The sequence below is a fragment of the Paenibacillus sp. IHBB 3054 genome, from assembly GCF_051594305.1.
In the GTDB taxonomy this organism is placed as follows: domain Bacteria; phylum Bacillota; class Bacilli; order Paenibacillales; family Paenibacillaceae; genus Paenibacillus_AQ.
The window spans coordinates 181,519-200,161 of record NZ_JBOFBG010000001.1 but is presented as its reverse complement, the minus strand read 5'-3'; the positions used below and the strand labels follow the sequence as shown (position 1 = coordinate 200,161).

Sequence of the window (18,643 nt, the reverse complement as noted above, 5' to 3'; positions counted from 1 at the left end):
CCATGAACAGGCCGAAGGCTTATTTTTTCCCGCTGCGCCCGCAGCAAGACAGACGCGGAAAAACAAGGATATCCTCCAAACTTCGGAGTATTCAGCTTATCATTACGGTGTCGTTCACGGCGGTTACTGTGCTGGTTGCGGTGATCGTCAGCTTCATGCTGTACAACAAGTTTGCGAAGACAGCCGAGGAGAATGCCAATCTGAATATGCAGCAGATAATAGAGCAGGTGAATTATAATCTGGAGCTGTATGTCAAAGGAATGAGCAATATTTTTGAGACGGCGGAGGAACAGGTCACGACGAGTGCCTCTATTGACTCCCCGCTGCTGTACGAACGGATGGATACGCTGATGAACAGCAGAGAAGACTTGGTGTCGGTCGCCGTGTTTACGCTGCAGGGGAAATATGTGGTCGGGACCCCGGGCCAGAACATGCGCCTGAATACACAGCTGGAAAGTCAGAGCTGGTTCACCACTGCCAAAAAAAGCTCGGAGATTTCCTATTCCGCACCGCATATCCAAAATTTATTCAAGGGGCGGTATACCTGGGTTGTCTCCATCAGCAAAATGATTCAATACAGAGAAAACGGAGAACTGAAAACCGGCATCCTGCTGATCGACTTCAACTTCCGGACGATTGATGAGCTGAGCCGGCAGGTCAAGCTTGGCAAAAGAGGATACGCTTACATTTTGGACTCGCTGGGCAACATCGTTTATCACCCGCAGCAGCAGCTGATTTATGCCGGCCTAAAGTATGAGAACGTGGAACCGGTGCTGGAGTATGCTTACCGCAGCTATCTGGATGAATCGACAGGAGAGAAACGTTTTATCACCGTACGCACGCTGGCGGAGACCGGCTGGAAAATCGTCGGTGTCGCTTATTACGATGAAATTGTGACTACGAAACGGGATCTGAATCAATTTCTGGTCTGGTTTCTGGCTGCTGTTATTCTTGGCGTCATTGCTGTCTCCGTCTTCCTGTCCTGGCTCATTGCCAGTCCCATCCGCAAGCTGGAGCGGACCGTCAAGCAGGTAGGTGAGGGTGATCTGAATACTCCGATCAATGTCAGCGGCGCTTATGAGGTTGAACAGCTTTCGCGGCGCTTTAACCTGATGCTCCAGCGGATCCGCCAGCTGATGGACCAGATAATTTATGAGCAGGAGACCAAGCGCAAAGGTGAGCTTGAAGTACTGCAGTCGCAGATCAACCCGCACTTTTTGTACAATACGCTGAACTCTGTCATCCGGCTTGCCGAACGGGGCAAAAACGAGGAAGTGGTCACGATGATCCAATCGTTGTCGAAGTTTTTCCGGATCAGCCTGAGCAAGGGTAATAATATTATTACCGTGCAGGAAGAGCTGGACCATATCCGCCATTATCTTGTCATCCAGAGCTTCCGCTTCAAGAACAAATTCCGCTTTGAAATCAAGGCGCAGGATGAGGTGCTCCAGTACCAGACGATCAAGCTGATTCTGCAGCCGATTGTAGAAAATGCACTGTATCACGGGATTGAAATGCTGCCGGACGAAGGTCTGATCTCCATTAGCGCGGAGCTTCAGCATGGCTTAATTGTCATCACAATCAGCGATAACGGGCTAGGAATGCCGAGGGAAATGCTGAATATGATCTTGAGCGGCGGGGCCAAAAGCGGCAGCGGCTCTGGTGTAGGCGTGCGGAATGTGAATGAGCGGATCAGACTTTATTACGGACGCGAATTTGGTCTTGCATTCGAAAGCGAGCTTGAGGAAGGCACAACGGTCACTATTACATTCCCGGCAATCCAAACCGCAGAGGGGCCGGAGCCGCAGAAGGAGGATGAATCATCTCCATGAGAAGCAAACGATTGTGGCTGATCCTGCTGCTTTGTCCGGTGCTGTGGCTGACGGTCACTTCCTGCTTCAATACGTCTCCCGCCGCTTATATCAGCACCAATAAAACGCATAATATCGATATGATTGTCAAGATGAACAAAGGGGATTACTGGAACACGGTTAAGCTCGGTGCTGAAGCCGCCGCCAAGGAATTTAATGTCAAGCTGACGTTCAAGGCACCTGATTCCGAGAGTGAGATTGATAAGCAGATTACCATGGTTGAGGATTCTATTAATCAAAAGGCAGAGACGATTATTTTGGCAGCCAGCAGCTATATGGGATTGGCCCAGGTAGTAGATCAGGCCGCCTATTACAAAATCCCTGTCATTTCCGTCGATGCCGAGGTTGGTTCGGCCAGAGTCAAAGCCTACGTGGGTTCAAATGGCTATGAAGCCGGACAGAAATCAGCGGAAAGACTGATACAGCTGTTGAACGGATATGGTGAGATTGGAATCATCAATTTCACCAACTCCTCTCAGAACGTGCAGCCGGAATCCAGCGGACCGATTGATTATGGAGCCCGGGACGCGGAAGAAAGGGAAAAGGGTTTCCTGAACTATGCGGCCCGTTATCCGAATGTTCAGGTCGTGCAGATTTCCTACACCTCCTCGAATACAGACCATGCGGAATCATTAACCCGGGACATGCTGCAGAACCATCCCGATTTGCGCGGAATCGCCACATTGAATGAAACGGCGTCGCAGGGCGCGGGCAAAGTGCTGCAGAATCTGAAGCAGCATAAGGTTAAAATGGTGGCTTTTGACAGCTCTCCCTCAATGATGGAAATGCTTCAGGATGGAACCGTCCAGGCAACTGTAATCCAGAATCCGTTCAGCAACGGTTATCTGGCCGTGAAATATGCAGCCCAAGCCCTGGAAGGCATCGACATTCCGGAGCGTGTGGATACTGGCACTAAGCTGATTGACCTGGAAAACATGCTATGGCCCGAGAATCAAAAGCTACTGTTTCCTTTTGTCCGGTAGCACAGGGAACTCATTAGAATTTTTATTGAATACAGTAGGATTTTATATTCGCAACTGTGCCTTTTTCAGGCATAATGATGTACCTGGGACAGATCCGGCATAAGAAAGATTTACCCTCGGGAGGTCAATTAGTGATGAAAAAAATGTCTTCCGTTTTATTCGCCGCCGTGTTGCTGGGTGCTGTTATGTCCGGCTGCGGAGGCAGCCCTGCGAATACCGGCGGCAGCGCTGAGACGGCAATCCCTGGTGGTACCGGCTCAGCTCCAAAAATTGGTGTAGCCATTTATAAATTCAGCGATACGTTTATGGCCGGTGTCCGCAAATCGGTTGTGGCGGCAGCCAAAGGCATCGCAGCTGTGGACATTGTAGACAGCAAAAACTCCCAGCTTACGCAAAATGATAAGGTTGACGTTTTCATTACCAAGGGATATAAAGGCATGCTGATTAATCCGGTTGACCGCACTGCCGCAGGAGTTATCATTGACAAAGCAAAAACCGCCGACATTCCGGTCGTCTTCCTGAACCGTGAACCGTTTCCGGAAGATATGAAGAAATGGGACAAGGTGTATTATGTAGGCGCCAAAGCGGAAGAATCGGGCACCATGTCCGGCCAGATTATCGCGGAATACTGGAAATCCCATCCCGAAGCCGATAAGAACGGCGACGGAGTGCTTCAATATGTCATGCTGAAGGGCGAGCCGGGACACCAGGATGCCGAGCTGCGCACCAATTATTCCATCCAGGCGATTGAAGATGAAGGTATCAAGGTCGAGAAACTGGCGGAAGACAGCGGAATGTTCGACCGGGTGAAGGGCCAGGAGAAAATGGCGGGCTTTCTGAAGACCTGCGGAGACAGGATAGAAGCTGTGCTTGCCAACAACGACGATATGGCCCTCGGTGCAATTAAAGCTCTAAAAGCTGACGGATATTTTTCCGGCGGGAAATACATGCCGGTAGTCGGTGTAGATGCGACAGCTCCGGCCGTTAAAGCACTCAAAGAGGGGACCATGCTGGGCACTGTGCTAAATGATGCCAACATCCAAGGCAAAGCAGCAATCAAACTTGCGGCTGTTCTCTCTAGAGGCGAAGCGCCAACCAAACAAAATATTGGTTTCGACATTACCGATAACCAGTATGTATGGATCCCCTACAAGAAGATTACCAGAGACAATGTCGCCGACGTCGAATAATTAGGAAAGCGTCAGAGCTTACTACCACACACCCTTTCTCCCTTGACCACATATCCTATAGGCAAAAGCCCTTGTAAAGGAGAGCGACGGGATGCTGAGGATTAAGCTGAATGAGCTGGCGAAAGGAACGGATAACAGCCTGGTGCAGACGGAAGTGTGGAGATGGGACGGGATTGGCTGGAATGAATGTATTCCTCAGCAGGAAGAGGATTTCATCCGTGCGGATGATGATCTGTTCGTAACGATTCCTGCAGAAGCGGGTTTGTATCGGGTAGATTACTCCAAAAAGCCTGTAGAGGCGCTTTATTTCCTGCCTGAGCTGGATGACAGCGAGCTGCGGGCAGATTTGCTGCATCCCGCTCCTTTTAAGCTTAAAGAGGGGACTCGTTGGGGGTATATCGACAATGTAGGACGGACGGGTATTGAACCGAGGTATGAGTATGCCGAGGATTTTCAGGAGAACGGCCTGGCGATTGTGCAGCGCAACGACAAGAGCGGCCTGATTGACAGCTCCGGGCGGGAGAAAGTGAGACCGGCCTATTCCTTTATTGCCCCTTTTTCAGAAGGCCGTGCTGTGGTTTCCGATGCCAAAGGCTATACGTTGATTGACGAAAGAGGCAAGCAGGTTACAGCAACGCGTTATGATTACTTAAACTCGCTGCATGAAGGGCGTGCGATGTTCTCCAAACAAAGTACGACGGGTACTTCCCACTACGGATATCTGGATGCCCAGGGAAAAGAAGTACTGCCTGCGGTTTACGAGGACGCCAGTGATTTCATGAACGGAACGGCACTGGTCAAGCTGGGCGAAAGGGAGTTTGCGCTGATAGACCCGCAAGGCACCGTGCTGCATACGTATAAATATCCATTTGTAGGTTATCCGGGGGATGGCCTGCTGGCATACCAGGCTACCGAGAACGGTAAATACGGGTATCTGCGGATAGACGGAAGCATCGCGATAGAGCCGCAGTATACAGCCGCCCTGCCATTTTCTGCGGGAAGAGCGGTGATCAATACGGCAGAGAATTATGGCAATGCCTACGGCCTGATTGACAAGCAGGGTAAGCTCGTAGTTCCGGCCCAGTATTATGAAGTTCAACAGCTGGGTGAAGACCGGGTGGCATTGGGTACACCAGTGTATCCAGACCAGCCTTACCGCGGTTCACGTTATGCTATCGCTGATGCGGTAACCGGCAGAATCCTCAGCAGCCACCCCTTGCTGGGTGTGAACAATTATCAGAATGGACTCGCCTCAGTGTTTGACGCCACAGATACCTATTTCATCGACAAAAGCGGAAAAAAAGCAGCTCAGCCGCCCGTGATTGCCGGTTCAGGCACACTTTCCTTCAGCGGAAGTCTGATCAGGGCTGACGTGGATCAGCGGACAGCCTATTACGACCGGCGGGGCAATCAGGTATGGAAGCAAAATGGAGTCATAACGCTCCGTCCGCCTTATTCAGTGCTGGAGAAGAAATACAAACCGAATAGAGACTATTTGGTGTATTATCCGGTTATCGAAGGGATCGCAAACTCCGAGGTCTCCAGAGAAGTAAATGACAAGCTGCGCAGCCTTTCCCTTGCCGAAGGAGCGGGGACCGGTGAAGGCACGCAGGATTACAGCTATACCGGGGATTTTGCCGTCTCCTTTTTCCGCAAAAATCTGCTTGTCCTGGAACTGAGCGGCTATAAGTACCCTTTTGGCGCTGCCCATGGCATGCCTACCCGCATTTTTGTTCATATCAATTTACGCAACGGCAAATTTTATGCTCTTCGTGACCTGTTCAAGCCGGGCAGCAAATATGTGGCGAAGCTCAGCGCTATTGTCGGCAAACAGATTGCGAACGATCCACAGTACTCTTACGTTTTTCCGGACACCTACAAGGGAATTACGGCGGATCAGCCCTTTTTTGTAGATGAAGAAGCGCTGTATCTGTATTTCGCTCCCTACGAGATCGCCCCATATGCTGCGGGTTTCCCGACATTCCGCATTCCTTATGCAGAAATCATGGGTCTGATCTCGACCGAAGGCGAGTTCTGGCAGTCTTTCCATTAAGCTTCCAGCAACAAAGATAACGTCTTAACCTGTACAGAATGTACAGCGAAGTCAATAGGAGGCTGCTGTCCTGATGAGGATGGTGGCTTTTTTTTGTTGTATGGGAGTTATGAAATGTACAAGCCGTCTGCTTGCCTGTCTGGTAATCTATTAATGTAAAAATTTAGAAGCGCACAGCTGAGAGATTTATGCTACAATGACTGAGGAACAGATTACAACTTTGTAATATTTGGAGCCCATTACTTCGGCCGACAGCAACATAACAAATACATCATGAACAAGGAGATGGCAGAATGAAGAGCAAAACTTTAAGAGCAATGATAGGTGGAAGTGTGGCGGCAGTGATGGCGCTTAGCATTTCTCTTCCAATACAGGCAAATGCAGAGGCGGGTAATACTGCGACTGGAGCACCAACTAATTTCGCACAATTCATGCAATATTTTAACCAATATAGCCTTAAGGGATTTCCTTTTTCCAATACAACAGTGACAGTTTACAAGTCTCAACCGGTTGTTGTTCCGACAAACACACCTGCACCGGTTGCAACAGCTAAACCAACAGCGACACCCGTAGCAACAGCGGCACCAACGGCAACGCCTGTAGCGACAGCTAAACCAACGGCGACACCCGTAGCAACAGCCGCACCAACGGCGACACCAGTAGCGACAGCTAAACCAACGGCAACACCAGCAGCAGCAGCAGTCAGCACTCAAGAGTCCTATATCCAGCAAATCGTTACGCTTGTGAATAAGGAACGTGCGACAGCAGGGCTGTCCCTGGTCAGCGCTTTGGAAAGCCTGAACAAGGTGGCCGCAGCTAAAGCAACCGATATGCGTATTAACAACTACTTTTCGCATACATCCCCGACGTACGGATCGCCTTTTGATATGATGGCCACTTTTGGCGTCACTTATCGGGCTGCCGGGGAGAACATTGCAATGGGCCAGAGAACTCCGCAAGAAGTAATGACGGCCTGGATGAACAGTGAGGGACACCGTGCCAATATTCTGAGTGCGAACTTTAACTATATCGGCGTAGGTTTCGACAACAATTACTGGGTTCAGGAATTCATCGGAAAATAAACCTAATGAAAAGTACAAAACCCGTTCTCCCGGCATTGCCGGGGGACGTTTTTTTTTGAGAAAAATATGCTTTCGATTGATATAATAGACTATTAAGGACAAAAACCGCCAAATTTCGCTTGAACGGTGGATATTTGCAAATTAAGTATAGAAGAATTATGTTTATCTACATAGTTAAGAAGTTTGTAAAATGTGGAACACTGGTGATAAGAACTGCATACGGAGGGATGGCTTTGAACGATTCAAAATGGACCTGGCGCACTGTGAGCCTGATTTCCATAGCAGCAACGTTAGTTTTGATCGTTGGGTTTGGATATGCGGTGAACGATATTATATACCCGAAGGGTGAAGTTTTTTCAACCTCTTTGCCCCAGGAAACACCGGTTCCCACGGCGGCAAGCAGCGATGAAGTGAAAATATTGGCACTGGGCGACTCTTTGGCCAAAGGCACCGGTGACAACACCGGAAACGGTTTTGTAAAGCGGACACTGGACGGGCTGTCGGCTGGCGGAGGCAAGGCGGAACTGCTTGGCAATATGGGCATTAACGGGCTGACAACCGCAGGCCTGCAAAGCAAGCTCAAAGAAGAAGGCGTTCGGTATGCCTTGCGGCAGGCCAACGTCGTGCTGCTCTCGATCGGAGGCAATGATTTGTTCAGGGGATCGGATATAATGGGAACGGGTAGTGCAGAACAGGGAACAACGTCAACGGAGACAGGGAGTCCTGCGGACATTGCTTCAATGCCTGGAGTAGATCCTTCTGAAACAGGGACAGCGAGCGGGAAAACCGGCTCATCCGGGACAACCGTTCCTTCGGCAACTGAAGATGAGGTGACGCCAGAGTCGCTGCTGGCCGCGCTGCCAGATGCTTCGAAACGGCTTGGCGGGATTCTGGAGAGCATCGCTGAGATCAATCCGCAGGCGCAAATTTTTTATGTCGGATTATATAATCCATTTGGAGATATCGAGGATCTGCTGGTGCCCGGCAATCAAGCGGTTACAGCCTGGAACAACGCAGCAATGGATATCATTAACACGCACAGCAATATGACACTCGTCCCAACCTTTGATTTGTTCAACCGCCATCTGGATAAGTATCTTTCAAACGATCATTTTCACCCGAACGGCGACGGCTATCAGCGGATGAGCGAACGAATCATACAGGCTGTGCGCTAAGGATGTACTTCACCGCAAGTCAGAAATGATCGTAGCAAGGAGTTGTGAGAACATGGATAAAGACATAAGCGGAGAAGCCGGGACAGTTATTCTGTCAGTGGAAGGCGTCCGCAAAAAAATCGGCCGGAAATGGATCATTGATGATGTTACCTTCAACGTGAAGGAAGGGGAAATCTTCGGTTTTCTTGGACCTAACGGGGCCGGAAAAACAACTACAATCCGTATGCTTGTGGACCTGATTCGCCCAAGTGAAGGCAAGATAACCGTCTGCGGCTATAACGTTAACCGTGAACCGGAAAAAGCGCTACAATATGTTGGCTCGATCGTAGAGAATCCGGAAGTGTATACCTATCTGACAGGCTGGGAGAATCTGCAGCATTTCGCCCGCATGCAGCCAGGCGTGGACAAGGCGCGTATTGCTGAGGTAGTGGACATTGTCCGGCTGGACCAGCGCATTCATGACAAGGTGAGCACCTATTCGCTGGGTATGAGGCAGCGGCTTGGGATTGCCCAGGCGCTGCTGGGCCGTCCCCGGCTGCTGATTCTGGATGAGCCGACAAACGGGCTGGACCCCAAAGGGATCAAAGAATTGCGCGAATTTATCCGCGAGCTTGCTGCGGAAGGCCTCGCGGTATTTGTATCGAGCCATTTGCTGAGCGAAATTCAGCTGCTGTGCGACCGGGTTGCCATTATCAGCAAAGGCCGGGTGCTGGCTGTTGGCGGAGTAAATGAACTGGTTGCACGTAATTCCCCATATGTGCTATGGGATCTGGAGCCTTTGGACAGGGCCAGAACGATACTGGCCGGACGTCCTGACATCAAGCTTCTCGAACTGGATGAGGTTACACTTGACGACTCCGTCATTGCCGGAATGGGCGCGAATTCCCTCATCACGGTCATGGATGAAGACCTGATTCCGGAGATTGTTGCCGTGCTGGTCACAGCGGAAGTGGAAGTTAGCGCCGTGCATAAAATAAACCCCACACTGGAACAGCTATTCTTGAAGCTAACGGAAGGTGAAACTATTGATTAATTTGCTTCCGCTCATCCGTAATGAGTGCCTGAAGATTATAAAAAAGAAACGGTTTTATGTTATACTGCTGATTCTGGTCGTACTTGTGCCTATGTTTACCTATGCACAAATGCGTATAGCCGAGCGCAGCCGGGACAAGTTTAACTCGGACTGGAGACTGGAGGTACAGCAGCAAATTACCGATAATCAAAATTCACTGGGTAGCGACCGGATTCCCGAGGAATGGAAGTCCTACCGGCGGATATTCGTCCAGCAGCTGCAGTATTATCTGGACCATGACGTCAATCCGAATGAGCCCAGCGGGGTTACCTTTACCCGCGAGTTCCTGGACAACTCGGTCTCCTTGTTCATTCCGCTGCTGATTATGGCAGTAGCCTCAGATCTTGTATCCGGGGAAAGGACGACCGGTACGATCAAGATGCTGCTGACCCGGCCGGTCAAACGCTGGAAGGTGCTGTTCAGCAAGCTGGCGGCGCTGCTGATGTTCGTCTCCTTGATTGTACTGTCGGTGTTTGCAATCAGCTATCTGATTTCGGGGCTTGTTTTTGGATACAAGGGCTTTAATCTTCCTGTATTTACCGGGTTCCAAATCAGCGGAGATGCGGTGGATATGTCGGCTGTCCATTCAGTTCCGCAGTGGAAATACCTGCTGATGCAGGGCGGATTAATCTGGTTCGTGAGCGTAGTCGTTGCCCTGCTGGCGTTTATGGTATCGGTGCTGGTGCGCAGCACAGCGGCAAGCATCGTGGTGATGATGGCCGCACTGATTGCCGGAACGATTCTGACCAATATGGCTTCGGCCTGGACGACGGCTAAATATTTATTTATGGTTAATCTGGGATTAACCGGGTATTTGGCCGGAACACCCGCACCGATTGAGGGGATGACACTGCCCTTTTCCATGGCTGTTCTGGCCGTTTGGGGGATTTCTGCAGTAATCATTTCATTCGCCGTCTTTACGAAACGGGATATTTTGAATTAGAATGTACAAAGTGAACCAAAACGTTTGTTTGCATTTCATAGATAGAGAGAAAGAAGGAGGAGCATGAATGCTCGAACAGATCGATATGTTTGCAAAAGTCTCTAAGAACGCCGAAACAGGCCGGACTGGATACGATGCTGACGACATTCAAGTGCTCGAAGGTCTGGTTGCGGTCCGCAAACGGCCCGGCATGTATATCGGCAGTACGAGTTCCTCGGGACTGCACCATCTCGTATGGGAAATAGTGGATAACGCCGTAGATGAGCATTTAGCCAAGTTTTGCTCGAAGATTGATATTACACTGCGCAAGGACGGTTCGGTTACCGTCATTGATAACGGCCGGGGAATCCCGACCGGGATGCATAAGACTGGAGTGCCTACACCGCAGGTTGTTTTCACGATCCTGCATGCCGGTGGTAAATTCGGCGGCTCCGGGTACAAGAAATCGGGCGGATTGCATGGCGTAGGGGCTTCAGTTACCAATGCGCTGTCCGAGTGGCTGGAAGTCGAAATTTATCGTGACGGCAAAATCCACCGCCAGCGCTTCGAATATTGGGTAGATGCAAAGGGGAAAGAGCATGTCGGTGAGCCTGTTACCGGTCTTGAGGTGCTGGGAAATACGAATAAGACCGGTTCGAAGATTACCTTCAAGCCGGATATTCGCGTCTTCCCGAATGGCATTGCCCTGAACTATGATACCCTTGCGGAACGGGTGCAAGAGATCGCCTTCCTGAACTCCGGGCTGCGGATTAATCTAAGTGACGAGCGCAGCGGCCGCCAGGATGAATTTTTCTATGAAGGCGGAGCAAGCCAATTCGTGCAGTTTCTCAATGAGGGCAAGGATGTGCTGCATGACGTCATCCATTTCAGTTCGGAGAAGGATGATATTGAAGTTGAGGTGGCATTGCAGTATAACGCAGGTTATACGGAGACGCTGGCCTCCTTCGTCAATTCGATTCCTACGCGCAGCGGGGGAACACACGAGACCGGCTTCAAGACGGCCTATACCCGTGTGCTGAATGATTATGCCCGCCGGACACAGCTGCTCAAGGAGAAGGACAAGAACCTGGAGGGCAATGATCTGCGCGAAGGCATGATGGCGGTAATCAGCGTCAAGATGTCCGAAGTAGAATTCGTCGGCCAGACGAAGGATCAGCTCGGAAGCGCTTCTGCCCGCAGTGCCGTCGACTTTATCGTGTCCGAGAACATGGCCCGTTTCCTTGAGGAGAATCCGCAGGTGGCGCAAAGCCTGCTGAAGAAATCCATCCAGGCCTCCAGAGCCCGTGAAGCGGCGCGCAAGGCCCGCGATGAAATCCGCAGCGGCAAGAAACGCAGTGAAAGCTCCAACCTGGGCGGCAAGCTCTCGCCTGCGCAGTCCAAGGACGTTACGCGTACAGAGCTGTTTATCGTCGAAGGCGATTCCGCCGGAGGATCAGCCAAGCAGGGGCGTGACTCCAAGATTCAGGCTATTCTGCCGCTTAAGGGCAAGCCGATGAATCCGGAGAAGGCCAAACTGCTGGACATTCTTAAGAATGATGAGTACAAGGCGATTATTTCCGCAATCGGTGCGGGAATCGGTCCGGATTTTGCCGTAGAAGACAGCAATTATTCCAAAATTATCATTATGACCGATGCTGATACGGACGGTGCGCATATTCAAGTGCTGCTGCTGACCTTTTTCTACCGATACATGAAGCCGTTGATTGACGCCGGCAAGGTGTTTATCGCCCAGCCGCCGCTCTATAAGCTGACGCGCAAGTCAGGTAAGCTGGAGACGGTGCGTTATTCCTGGAGCGACGAAGAGCTCCAGAATTACCTCAAGGAATTCGGCAAAAACTTCGAGCTGCAGCGGTACAAGGGACTCGGCGAGATGAATCCCGATCAGCTGTGGGAGACGACGATGAACCCGGAATCACGCACGCTGCTTCAGGTGCAGATTGAGGACGCTGCAAAGGCGGAGCGCCGCGTATCCACGCTGATGGGCGACAAGGTCGATCCCCGCAAGCGCTGGATTGTCGAAAACGTCGACTTTACCGAGTTTGTAGAGTAGTGTGCAAGTGACGATTATCCCGATTGTTAAAAAGAGCTTGGTGATCTGAGGAACGAAGGGGAAGTTTGGAACTGCAGAAGCGTCAGCGTTCGCCTTTATTCTCGAATTTCAACCGTAAAGCGGGTCAAATTGAAGAAATTCGGGAATAACAGCGATCGGAAGTCCAAACATTCCCCGCAGTGACAAGGGATCACCACACTTTTTTTAGGCGGGCAGTTTGAGGAACAGAAGGTGAGCCAAGTGAGCAGTTTATCAGAACAATTTTTACCGGCTTTTCTGGAAGAGGTCGTCGGTGACCGCTTTGGCCGGTATTCCAAATATATCATTCAGGACCGGGCGATTCCGGACGTCCGTGACGGGCTGAAGCCTGTACAGCGCCGGATTCTATACGCCATGTACGACTCCGGGAATACCCCGGACAAGCCGTACCGTAAATCCGCCAAAACCGTCGGGGACGTCATGGGTAATTATCATCCCCACGGGGATTCGTCGATTTATGACGGAATGGTGCGGATGGCGCAGCCTTGGAAGATGGGCCATGTGCTTGTGGACGGACACGGCAACTGGGGCTCGATGGATGATGATCCGGCAGCAGCGATGCGGTACACGGAAGCCCGCCTGTCGCCGATTGCCATGGAGATGATGCGCGACATCGAGAAGCGCACCGTGCTGTTCAAAGATAACTTTGACAACACAGCCAAGGAGCCAGTGGTGGTTCCTTCGCGCTATCCGAACCTGCTGGTCAACGGAACGAGCGGCATTTCTGCCGGATTCGCCACGGAGATTCCGCCGCATAATTTGCGTGAGGTCATTGATGCCTGTATCGCGGTGATGCAAAAGCCGGATATCGAGCTCGAGGACATCATGACATTTATCAAAGGCCCGGATTTCCCGACAGGCGGTACGATTATGGGCGGCGAAGGAATTATGGACGCCTACCGTACCGGCAAAGGCCGCATTTACCTGCGCTCCAAGACAGAGATTGAGAATCTGCGCGGCGGCAAACAGCAGATTGTTATTACGGAAGTGCCGTTCCAGATCGTGAAATCACGATTGGTTACCTCCATGGAGAACATCCGTCTGGAGAAGAAGATCGAAGGTATCGCAGAAGTCCGCGACGAAAGCGGACGGGAAGGGCTGCGCATTGTGGTGGAGCTGAAGAAGGAAGCTGACGCCCAGGGCGTGTTGGCTTATCTGCTGAAGAAAACCGACCTGCAGGTCACTTACAACTTCAATATGGTGGCGATTGTCAACAAGGCTCCGCAGCAGCTTGGCCTCAAGGCCATCCTGCAAGCCTATATCGCCCATCAGCGTGATGTGGTTACCCACCGCACCCAGTTCGACCTGGAAAGAGCGGAGGACCGCGCCCACGTCCTGGAAGGGCTTGTAAAGGCATTGAACATTCTGGACGAGGTTATCGCTGCGATCAAGGCATCGAAGAACCGCCAGGATGCCCAGAACAATCTGGTATGGATGTTCGGCTTCAGCGAACGCCAGGCCGATTCCATTCTTACTTTGCAGCTGTACCGTCTGACCAATCTGGAGATTCATTCGCTCCAGAAGGAATTGGACGAAATGCAGGCGCGGATTGCCACATTGCGCGGCATCTTGGACAGCGACAAAAAACTGATCGCCGTCATCCGCAAGGAACTGCTGGAGATCCGTGATAAATACGGGATAGACCGCCGCTCGCTTATTCAGGGCGAGGTTGAAGAGCTGAAGGTCAGCCTTGAAGTACTGGTTAACGCCGAGGATGTGCTTGTAGCACTTTCGGCCGATGGTTACATCAAACGGACCGGAATGCCTTCGTTCACGCGTTCGGGTGGTGAACGCCAAGCCTCCGGTGTTAAGGAAGGTGACCATATCGTCAAGCTGCTGGATCTCAATACAAGGGACAGCCTGCTGGTATTTACCCGCAAGGGGCAATATTTCCTGCTTCCGGTTCACCAGATACCGGAATTCAAATGGAAAGATCCCGGCACGGCAATCGTGAACGTCATCAGCCTGGCGAAAGGCGATGGCATTGTCAGCGTGCTGCCGGTGGGCAATCTGGAGGAGCCTCAGGCGAGTCTGGTCTTCGTCACGCGTAAGGGCCAGGTCAAACGTACGGAGCTCAAGGAGTACTCTACGAGCCGTTCCGGAGCCGTGGCTGCCTGCAAGGTGGCAGATGGCGACGAGATCATTACAGTGGCGCTGAGCAGCGGAGACAAGGACATCGTGCTTGTGACCCGCGAAGGGATGAGCATCCGGTTCCGCGAGAACGAAGTCAATCCGATGGGCCGTGTGGCCAGCGGGGTCCGCGGCATTCAGCTTCGCGAAGGCGATGAAGTGGTTTCCTGCTTCTGGGTAAGCGAAGACGAAGGCGAAATACTGGTTGTCTCCGACCTTGGATATGCGAAACGGACGCTATTAGTGGATTATCCGTCGCAGAGCCGCGGCGGCAAAGGGATGCCGACCTTCGAGTTCAAGGAAGGCAAACGGGTCAAACCGAACGGCAGCAGGCTGGCAGGGGCATTCCACTGCAAGGATCCGCTGGAGTTAGTCGCCTTCACCCGTGATGGCTTGCATCATCAGTTCTCTTCTGAGGCTGCTCCGCTGGGTGATCGCCGTTCTACAGGCAAACAACTTGTTCCGGTTGAGAAGAAGGATGAGATCATCATTCTTTTGCCGGCGATTAAGTAATTTGTATTCACAGCAATAGGGCTAACATACAAAAAGGCGTTTGACGGCTCCTCACGGGCTGGCCACAACGCCTTTTTGTATAGGTAAAGGAACGGATAACAAGGGTTTTGGTTATTTATTTTTTCGTTTTGCAGGAAATGGAATTTCTTTCTCGAAAATGTAGATATACCGGATTGAAATCCGCAGGGAAAGGAAGGAGTAACTGTGCATTCCTCAGAATTCAGTAAGATTTGGCATAAAATATTGAAGGACTATAAGCTACATATGGATAGCAAGCTTGCGCCTACGCTGACAGATGCCCAACTCACCGTGCTTGAATTGCTTCAGGAACGTGACGCAATGAAGCCTTCTGATCTGGCCCCGCATCTCGCGACCAGCCCGGCGGCGGTGACGATGCTGCTTGACCGGATGGAGAAGCATAATTTGATTGTACGTGAACGCGATGCAGCGGACCGGCGGATTGTCTGGGTGAGCATCACGGAGAACGGACAGAAAGAGACCGAGCGCGGACTCCAGATCCGCAGTGATTTTTTTGCCGAAGCGCTTGATCCGATTTCTTCACATAATCAGCAGCTGCTGCTTTATCTGATGGGCAAGATGGCGGTTGCTCCAACGCCGGAAGGCTCTACACCCTGAACCTAAACTTGGATCTTATTAATACTTATATAAGCTCAAAAAACAGGCCATCCGTTAACGGATGGCCTGTTTTTGCAAATGCCGGGACCACAGATTCCAGGGGAAAGTCTGCGGCGGCAGCGAGATAAGCTCGATTTCTTCTTTGGTAACCGGATGCGGAAAGCCGACCAGTGCGGACCAGAGGGCAATTTGCTGCCCCGGTCTGTTCACCGCCGAACCGTATTTCTGATCCCCGAACAAGGGACAGCCGATTCCGGCAAGCTGCACTCGGATCTGATGTGAACGTCCGGTAAGCAGGTCTATCTTCAGCAGAGTATACCCCTCCGCGCTGCCCAGCACCGTATAATCCAGAATAGCCTCTTTGCCGCCCGGTGTTCCTTTGCGGACAATGGTAACTGTATTGCTCTTGGCATCCTTGAGCAAGGTATTGATCAAACGGCCCTGGGAGGCCGGAGGCTGGCCGTGCACCACGGTCAGGTAGACTTTATGGAAGCTGTGGGTACGGACGCTTTCGGACAGCCGTGAAGCGGCTTTGGATGTCTTGGCGAAGATCATCGCACCTCCGACTGGACGATCCAGCCGGTGAACGAGCCCCATGTACACATTACCAGGCTTGTTAAAGCGTTCCTTCACATCTTCCTTAAGCAGGCTCAACAAGTCTGCATCGCCAGTAGCATCCTCCTGTACGGGGATATTTACGGGCTTCACGATGCCGAGAAGGTGATTGTCTTCGTACAGAACTTCAAAGCGGGAATTTCCCTCTCCGGCCACTCCGGCTGTACCGGAATTGTGTGCAGTCATGGCTTACGCCTCCCAGCGGCCCAAAATTCCGCAAGGCAGGTTCATCCCGGAGGAGGTAATCGGCAGTCCGATTTCACCGGAGGTCAGCTTGCCGCCGTACCGTTTGCCCATCGTCATCGAGAGCATGTTGCGCAGAACGGTTGGAGAAATGCCTGTCGTATAGGAGTTAATGAGCATGAACAAAGGTCTGTCGCTCATGATTTGCATGCAGCTCTCCAGGAACGGGTACAGACTCGCTTCAAGCTTCCACATTTCACCGCCGGGTCCTCGGCCATAGGAAGGCGGGTCCATAATGATTGCATCGTATTTGCTGCCGCGGCGCTGTTCGCGCTGTACAAATTTGAAGACGTCATCAGTAATATAGCGGACCGGACGTTCAGCAAGGCCGGACAGTGCCACATTTTCCTTCGCCCATTGGACCATGCCTTTGGCCGCATCCACATGGACTACTGAAGCTCCGGCGCTCGCTGCAGCCACTGTAGCCCCACCGGTGTAAGCGAACAGGTTGAGCACTGAGATCGGACGGTTCGCCTCAGCGATCTTGTCCATCATCCAGCGCCAGTTGGCCGCTTGCTCAGGGAACAGGCCAGTATGCTTGAAATTTGTCGGACGCAGGTGGAATTTCAGCTTGCCGTAGCTGATTTTCCAGTCGTCCGGAATGGTTTTCTTCATTTCCCATTGTCCGCCGCCTGCCGAGCTGCGGTGATAATGTCCGTGCACATCCCGCCACTTCGCCGTTTCGTTCGCGAGCGGCCAAATGATTTGCGGGTCCGGGCGGCGCAGAATAATATCGCCCCAGCGTTCCAGCTTTTCTCCGCCTCCGGTATCAATAACTTCGTAGTCTTTCCAATCGCCTGCTATATACATATTTAATCCATCCTTCAAAAAATTCATTTAGCCTTTATTGTACAACATTTAGCACGGGCCCTACAAACAAAAAGGTAACAAAGCTGCGACTCTTCTCATTTTGCCCATTTGGGGATGTGCGTATAATATTTCCAAATATATCAGCGAGTTAGGCCAACAAATGACAAGAAACTATCTGCTTCTCGGAGGAGTGCTGACGGCCGTTATTGTAGCGTTTCTGGCAGTGATTGTGTATGATCAGGTTAAGTATGTTTATCGGAAGTTGAACAAGCACAGAAGGGGGCAGCAGCTTCATGTACAATCTGTCGGAGCTGTATTATCCGATTACGGCGAATCCGAAAGGGGCAGGGGAGATTCTGCCCTGCAAGGCGCTGCGTCCTTATATCCGCTGTTTCTGGGGTTCTTCGTCTCTGAAGGAAACATACAGGGGAGAGCCAGAGAAACAGCTTAATGATCCCTCGGCCCCCTCCCTTGGGGGAGAAATTATTATACCGGACAGCTGCATGGACATCATTTGGGAGTGGGATGAGCAGACGGGAGAGTCGGGCGGGATTTTTTGCGGGATTAACGATACGCCTTTTGAAGCCGGACAAGCTCACGACGATACGGGAAAACTCCGCTTCGCCATCCGCTTCCACTTCTGGGCCGTGCACTTGTTCGCCGATGACCATCTCAGGGAGGTCCTGAACATTCATACCGGAGTGGACCAATATTTCGGTTCCTTCCGCAGCGAACTGGGAGACAAGCTGCCGGGGACCCGTACTGTAGCAGAACGGATCGCCTTGGTGGAAGCTTATCTGCTGCGTCAGCTGGAGAAGACCCGGCACAGCAATGACGGCATGCTGAGTGCTGTGTATGCCATCGTGAAGTCCAAAGGCGTCATATCCGCCGCTGCACTGGAAGGGAATTCGGGGTTTAGCAGCCGGCAGCTGGAAAGGCTTTTTCGTGAATATATCGGAATTTCGCCCAAAAAAACAGCCGATCTTGTGCGCTTTCAGAATGTATGGCTGGATCTATACCGTACACCCTCACAGAATAGAAATATTCAGGATGTTGTATATAGCTACGGCTACAGCCATCAGTCCCATCTGAATAATAATTTCAAGAAATTTGCCGGCAAAACGCCGCTTGAGGCTCTGGCCTATGCACGGAATTAACATGTCGTTTTTTTGCAATACAGCGGGGACGGTCACCAGGTATACTGTTGTCAGATGGCCAATGCGCCGCTAACCAAATGA

Annotated in this window: 14 protein-coding genes; 12 read left to right on the top strand and 2 right to left on the bottom strand. The window is 51.5% G+C overall.

The features are described 5' to 3' along the window. Nucleotides 1-2 precede the first annotated feature (2 nt). The 11 genes from ACQ76X_RS00990 to ACQ76X_RS00940 all read left to right on the top strand — a co-directional run bounded on the left by ACQ76X_RS00990 (nucleotide 3) and on the right by ACQ76X_RS00940 (nucleotide 15,737). Entirely contained in the window at nucleotides 3-1,832 is a 1,830-nt protein-coding gene (locus tag ACQ76X_RS00990; RefSeq protein WP_438490984.1) for a sensor histidine kinase, read from the top strand. Further along, entirely contained in the window at nucleotides 1,829-2,854 is a 1,026-nt protein-coding gene (locus ACQ76X_RS00985; RefSeq protein WP_438490983.1) for a substrate-binding domain-containing protein, read from the top strand. The genes ACQ76X_RS00990 and ACQ76X_RS00985 overlap by 4 nt, the downstream gene beginning before the upstream one ends. A gap of 134 nt (nucleotides 2,855-2,988) precedes the next feature. Beyond that, a complete protein-coding gene (locus ACQ76X_RS00980; RefSeq protein WP_438490982.1) occupies nucleotides 2,989-4,044 on the top strand; it encodes a galactose ABC transporter substrate-binding protein in 1,056 nt (351 codons plus the stop codon). A 91-nt stretch (nucleotides 4,045-4,135) separates the two neighbouring features. Beyond that, a complete protein-coding gene (locus ACQ76X_RS00975) occupies nucleotides 4,136-6,097 on the top strand; it encodes a WG repeat-containing protein (protein WP_438490981.1) in 1,962 nt (653 codons plus the stop codon). 293 nt (nucleotides 6,098-6,390) lie between these two features. Then, a complete protein-coding gene (locus ACQ76X_RS00970; RefSeq protein ID WP_438490980.1) occupies nucleotides 6,391-7,179 on the top strand; it encodes a CAP domain-containing protein in 789 nt (262 codons plus the stop codon). A gap of 233 nt (nucleotides 7,180-7,412) precedes the next feature. Further along, a complete protein-coding gene (locus tag ACQ76X_RS00965; protein ID WP_438490979.1) occupies nucleotides 7,413-8,354 on the top strand; it encodes a GDSL-type esterase/lipase family protein in 942 nt (313 codons plus the stop codon). A gap of 52 nt (nucleotides 8,355-8,406) precedes the next feature. Further along, nucleotides 8,407-9,387, top strand: coding sequence for an ABC transporter ATP-binding protein (locus ACQ76X_RS00960; RefSeq protein WP_438490978.1), 981 nt, complete (start codon nucleotides 8,407-8,409; stop codon nucleotides 9,385-9,387). Further along, a complete protein-coding gene (locus ACQ76X_RS00955) occupies nucleotides 9,380-10,369 on the top strand; it encodes an ABC transporter permease (RefSeq protein WP_341094398.1) in 990 nt (329 codons plus the stop codon). Before ACQ76X_RS00960 ends, ACQ76X_RS00955 begins: the two co-directional genes overlap by 8 nt. Nucleotides 10,370-10,436: 67 nt before the next feature. Beyond that, nucleotides 10,437-12,419 (top strand): DNA topoisomerase IV subunit B, encoded by a 1,983-nt coding sequence (parE, locus tag ACQ76X_RS00950; RefSeq protein ID WP_038594314.1) that lies wholly within the window; start codon nucleotides 10,437-10,439, stop codon nucleotides 12,417-12,419. Between the two features lie 240 nt (nucleotides 12,420-12,659). Further along, nucleotides 12,660-15,101, top strand: coding sequence for a DNA gyrase subunit A (gyrA, locus tag ACQ76X_RS00945; RefSeq protein ID WP_438490977.1), 2,442 nt, complete (start codon nucleotides 12,660-12,662; stop codon nucleotides 15,099-15,101). Between the two features lie 204 nt (nucleotides 15,102-15,305). Further along, nucleotides 15,306-15,737, top strand: a complete 432-nt coding sequence (locus ACQ76X_RS00940; RefSeq protein WP_038594308.1) for a MarR family winged helix-turn-helix transcriptional regulator — start codon at nucleotides 15,306-15,308, stop codon at nucleotides 15,735-15,737. Between the two features lie 54 nt (nucleotides 15,738-15,791). On the opposite strand, the gene ACQ76X_RS00935 is transcribed toward ACQ76X_RS00940, so the two are convergent. Both ACQ76X_RS00935 and ACQ76X_RS00930 read right to left on the bottom strand, forming a co-directional pair. Next, nucleotides 15,792-16,538 (bottom strand): RluA family pseudouridine synthase, encoded by a 747-nt coding sequence (locus ACQ76X_RS00935; RefSeq protein WP_438490976.1) that lies wholly within the window; start codon nucleotides 16,536-16,538, stop codon nucleotides 15,792-15,794. 3 nt (nucleotides 16,539-16,541) lie between these two features. Further along, nucleotides 16,542-17,405 (bottom strand): class I SAM-dependent methyltransferase, encoded by an 864-nt coding sequence (locus tag ACQ76X_RS00930; protein WP_076109786.1) that lies wholly within the window; start codon nucleotides 17,403-17,405, stop codon nucleotides 16,542-16,544. 293 nt (nucleotides 17,406-17,698) lie between these two features. On the opposite strand from ACQ76X_RS00930, the gene ACQ76X_RS00925 reads away from it, so the two are divergent. Then, nucleotides 17,699-18,562, top strand: a complete 864-nt coding sequence (locus ACQ76X_RS00925; RefSeq protein ID WP_438490975.1) for a helix-turn-helix domain-containing protein — start codon at nucleotides 17,699-17,701, stop codon at nucleotides 18,560-18,562. Nucleotides 18,563-18,643: the final 81 nt, after the last annotated feature.

Bases quoted from the DNA above. Each gene is read 5' to 3' on its own strand.
- ACQ76X_RS00990 (WP_438490984.1), top strand. From the start codon at position 3: ATGAACAGGCCGAAGGCTTATTTTTTCCCGCTGCGCCCGCAGCAAGAC.
- ACQ76X_RS00985 (WP_438490983.1), top strand. From the start codon at position 1,829: ATGAGAAGCAAACGATTGTGGCTGATCCTGCTGCTTTGTCCGGTGCTG.
- ACQ76X_RS00980 (WP_438490982.1), top strand. From the start codon at position 2,989: ATGAAAAAAATGTCTTCCGTTTTATTCGCCGCCGTGTTGCTGGGTGCT.
- ACQ76X_RS00975 (WP_438490981.1), top strand. From the start codon at position 4,136: ATGCTGAGGATTAAGCTGAATGAGCTGGCGAAAGGAACGGATAACAGC.
- ACQ76X_RS00970 (WP_438490980.1), top strand. From the start codon at position 6,391: ATGAAGAGCAAAACTTTAAGAGCAATGATAGGTGGAAGTGTGGCGGCA.
- ACQ76X_RS00960 (WP_438490978.1), top strand. From the start codon at position 8,407: ATGGATAAAGACATAAGCGGAGAAGCCGGGACAGTTATTCTGTCAGTG.
- parE (WP_038594314.1), top strand. From the start codon at position 10,437: ATGCTCGAACAGATCGATATGTTTGCAAAAGTCTCTAAGAACGCCGAA.
- ACQ76X_RS00935 (WP_438490976.1), bottom strand. From the start codon at position 16,538: ATGACTGCACACAATTCCGGTACAGCCGGAGTGGCCGGAGAGGGAAAT.
- ACQ76X_RS00930 (WP_076109786.1), bottom strand. From the start codon at position 17,405: ATGTATATAGCAGGCGATTGGAAAGACTACGAAGTTATTGATACCGGA.
- ACQ76X_RS00925 (WP_438490975.1), top strand. From the start codon at position 17,699: ATGTACAATCTGTCGGAGCTGTATTATCCGATTACGGCGAATCCGAAA.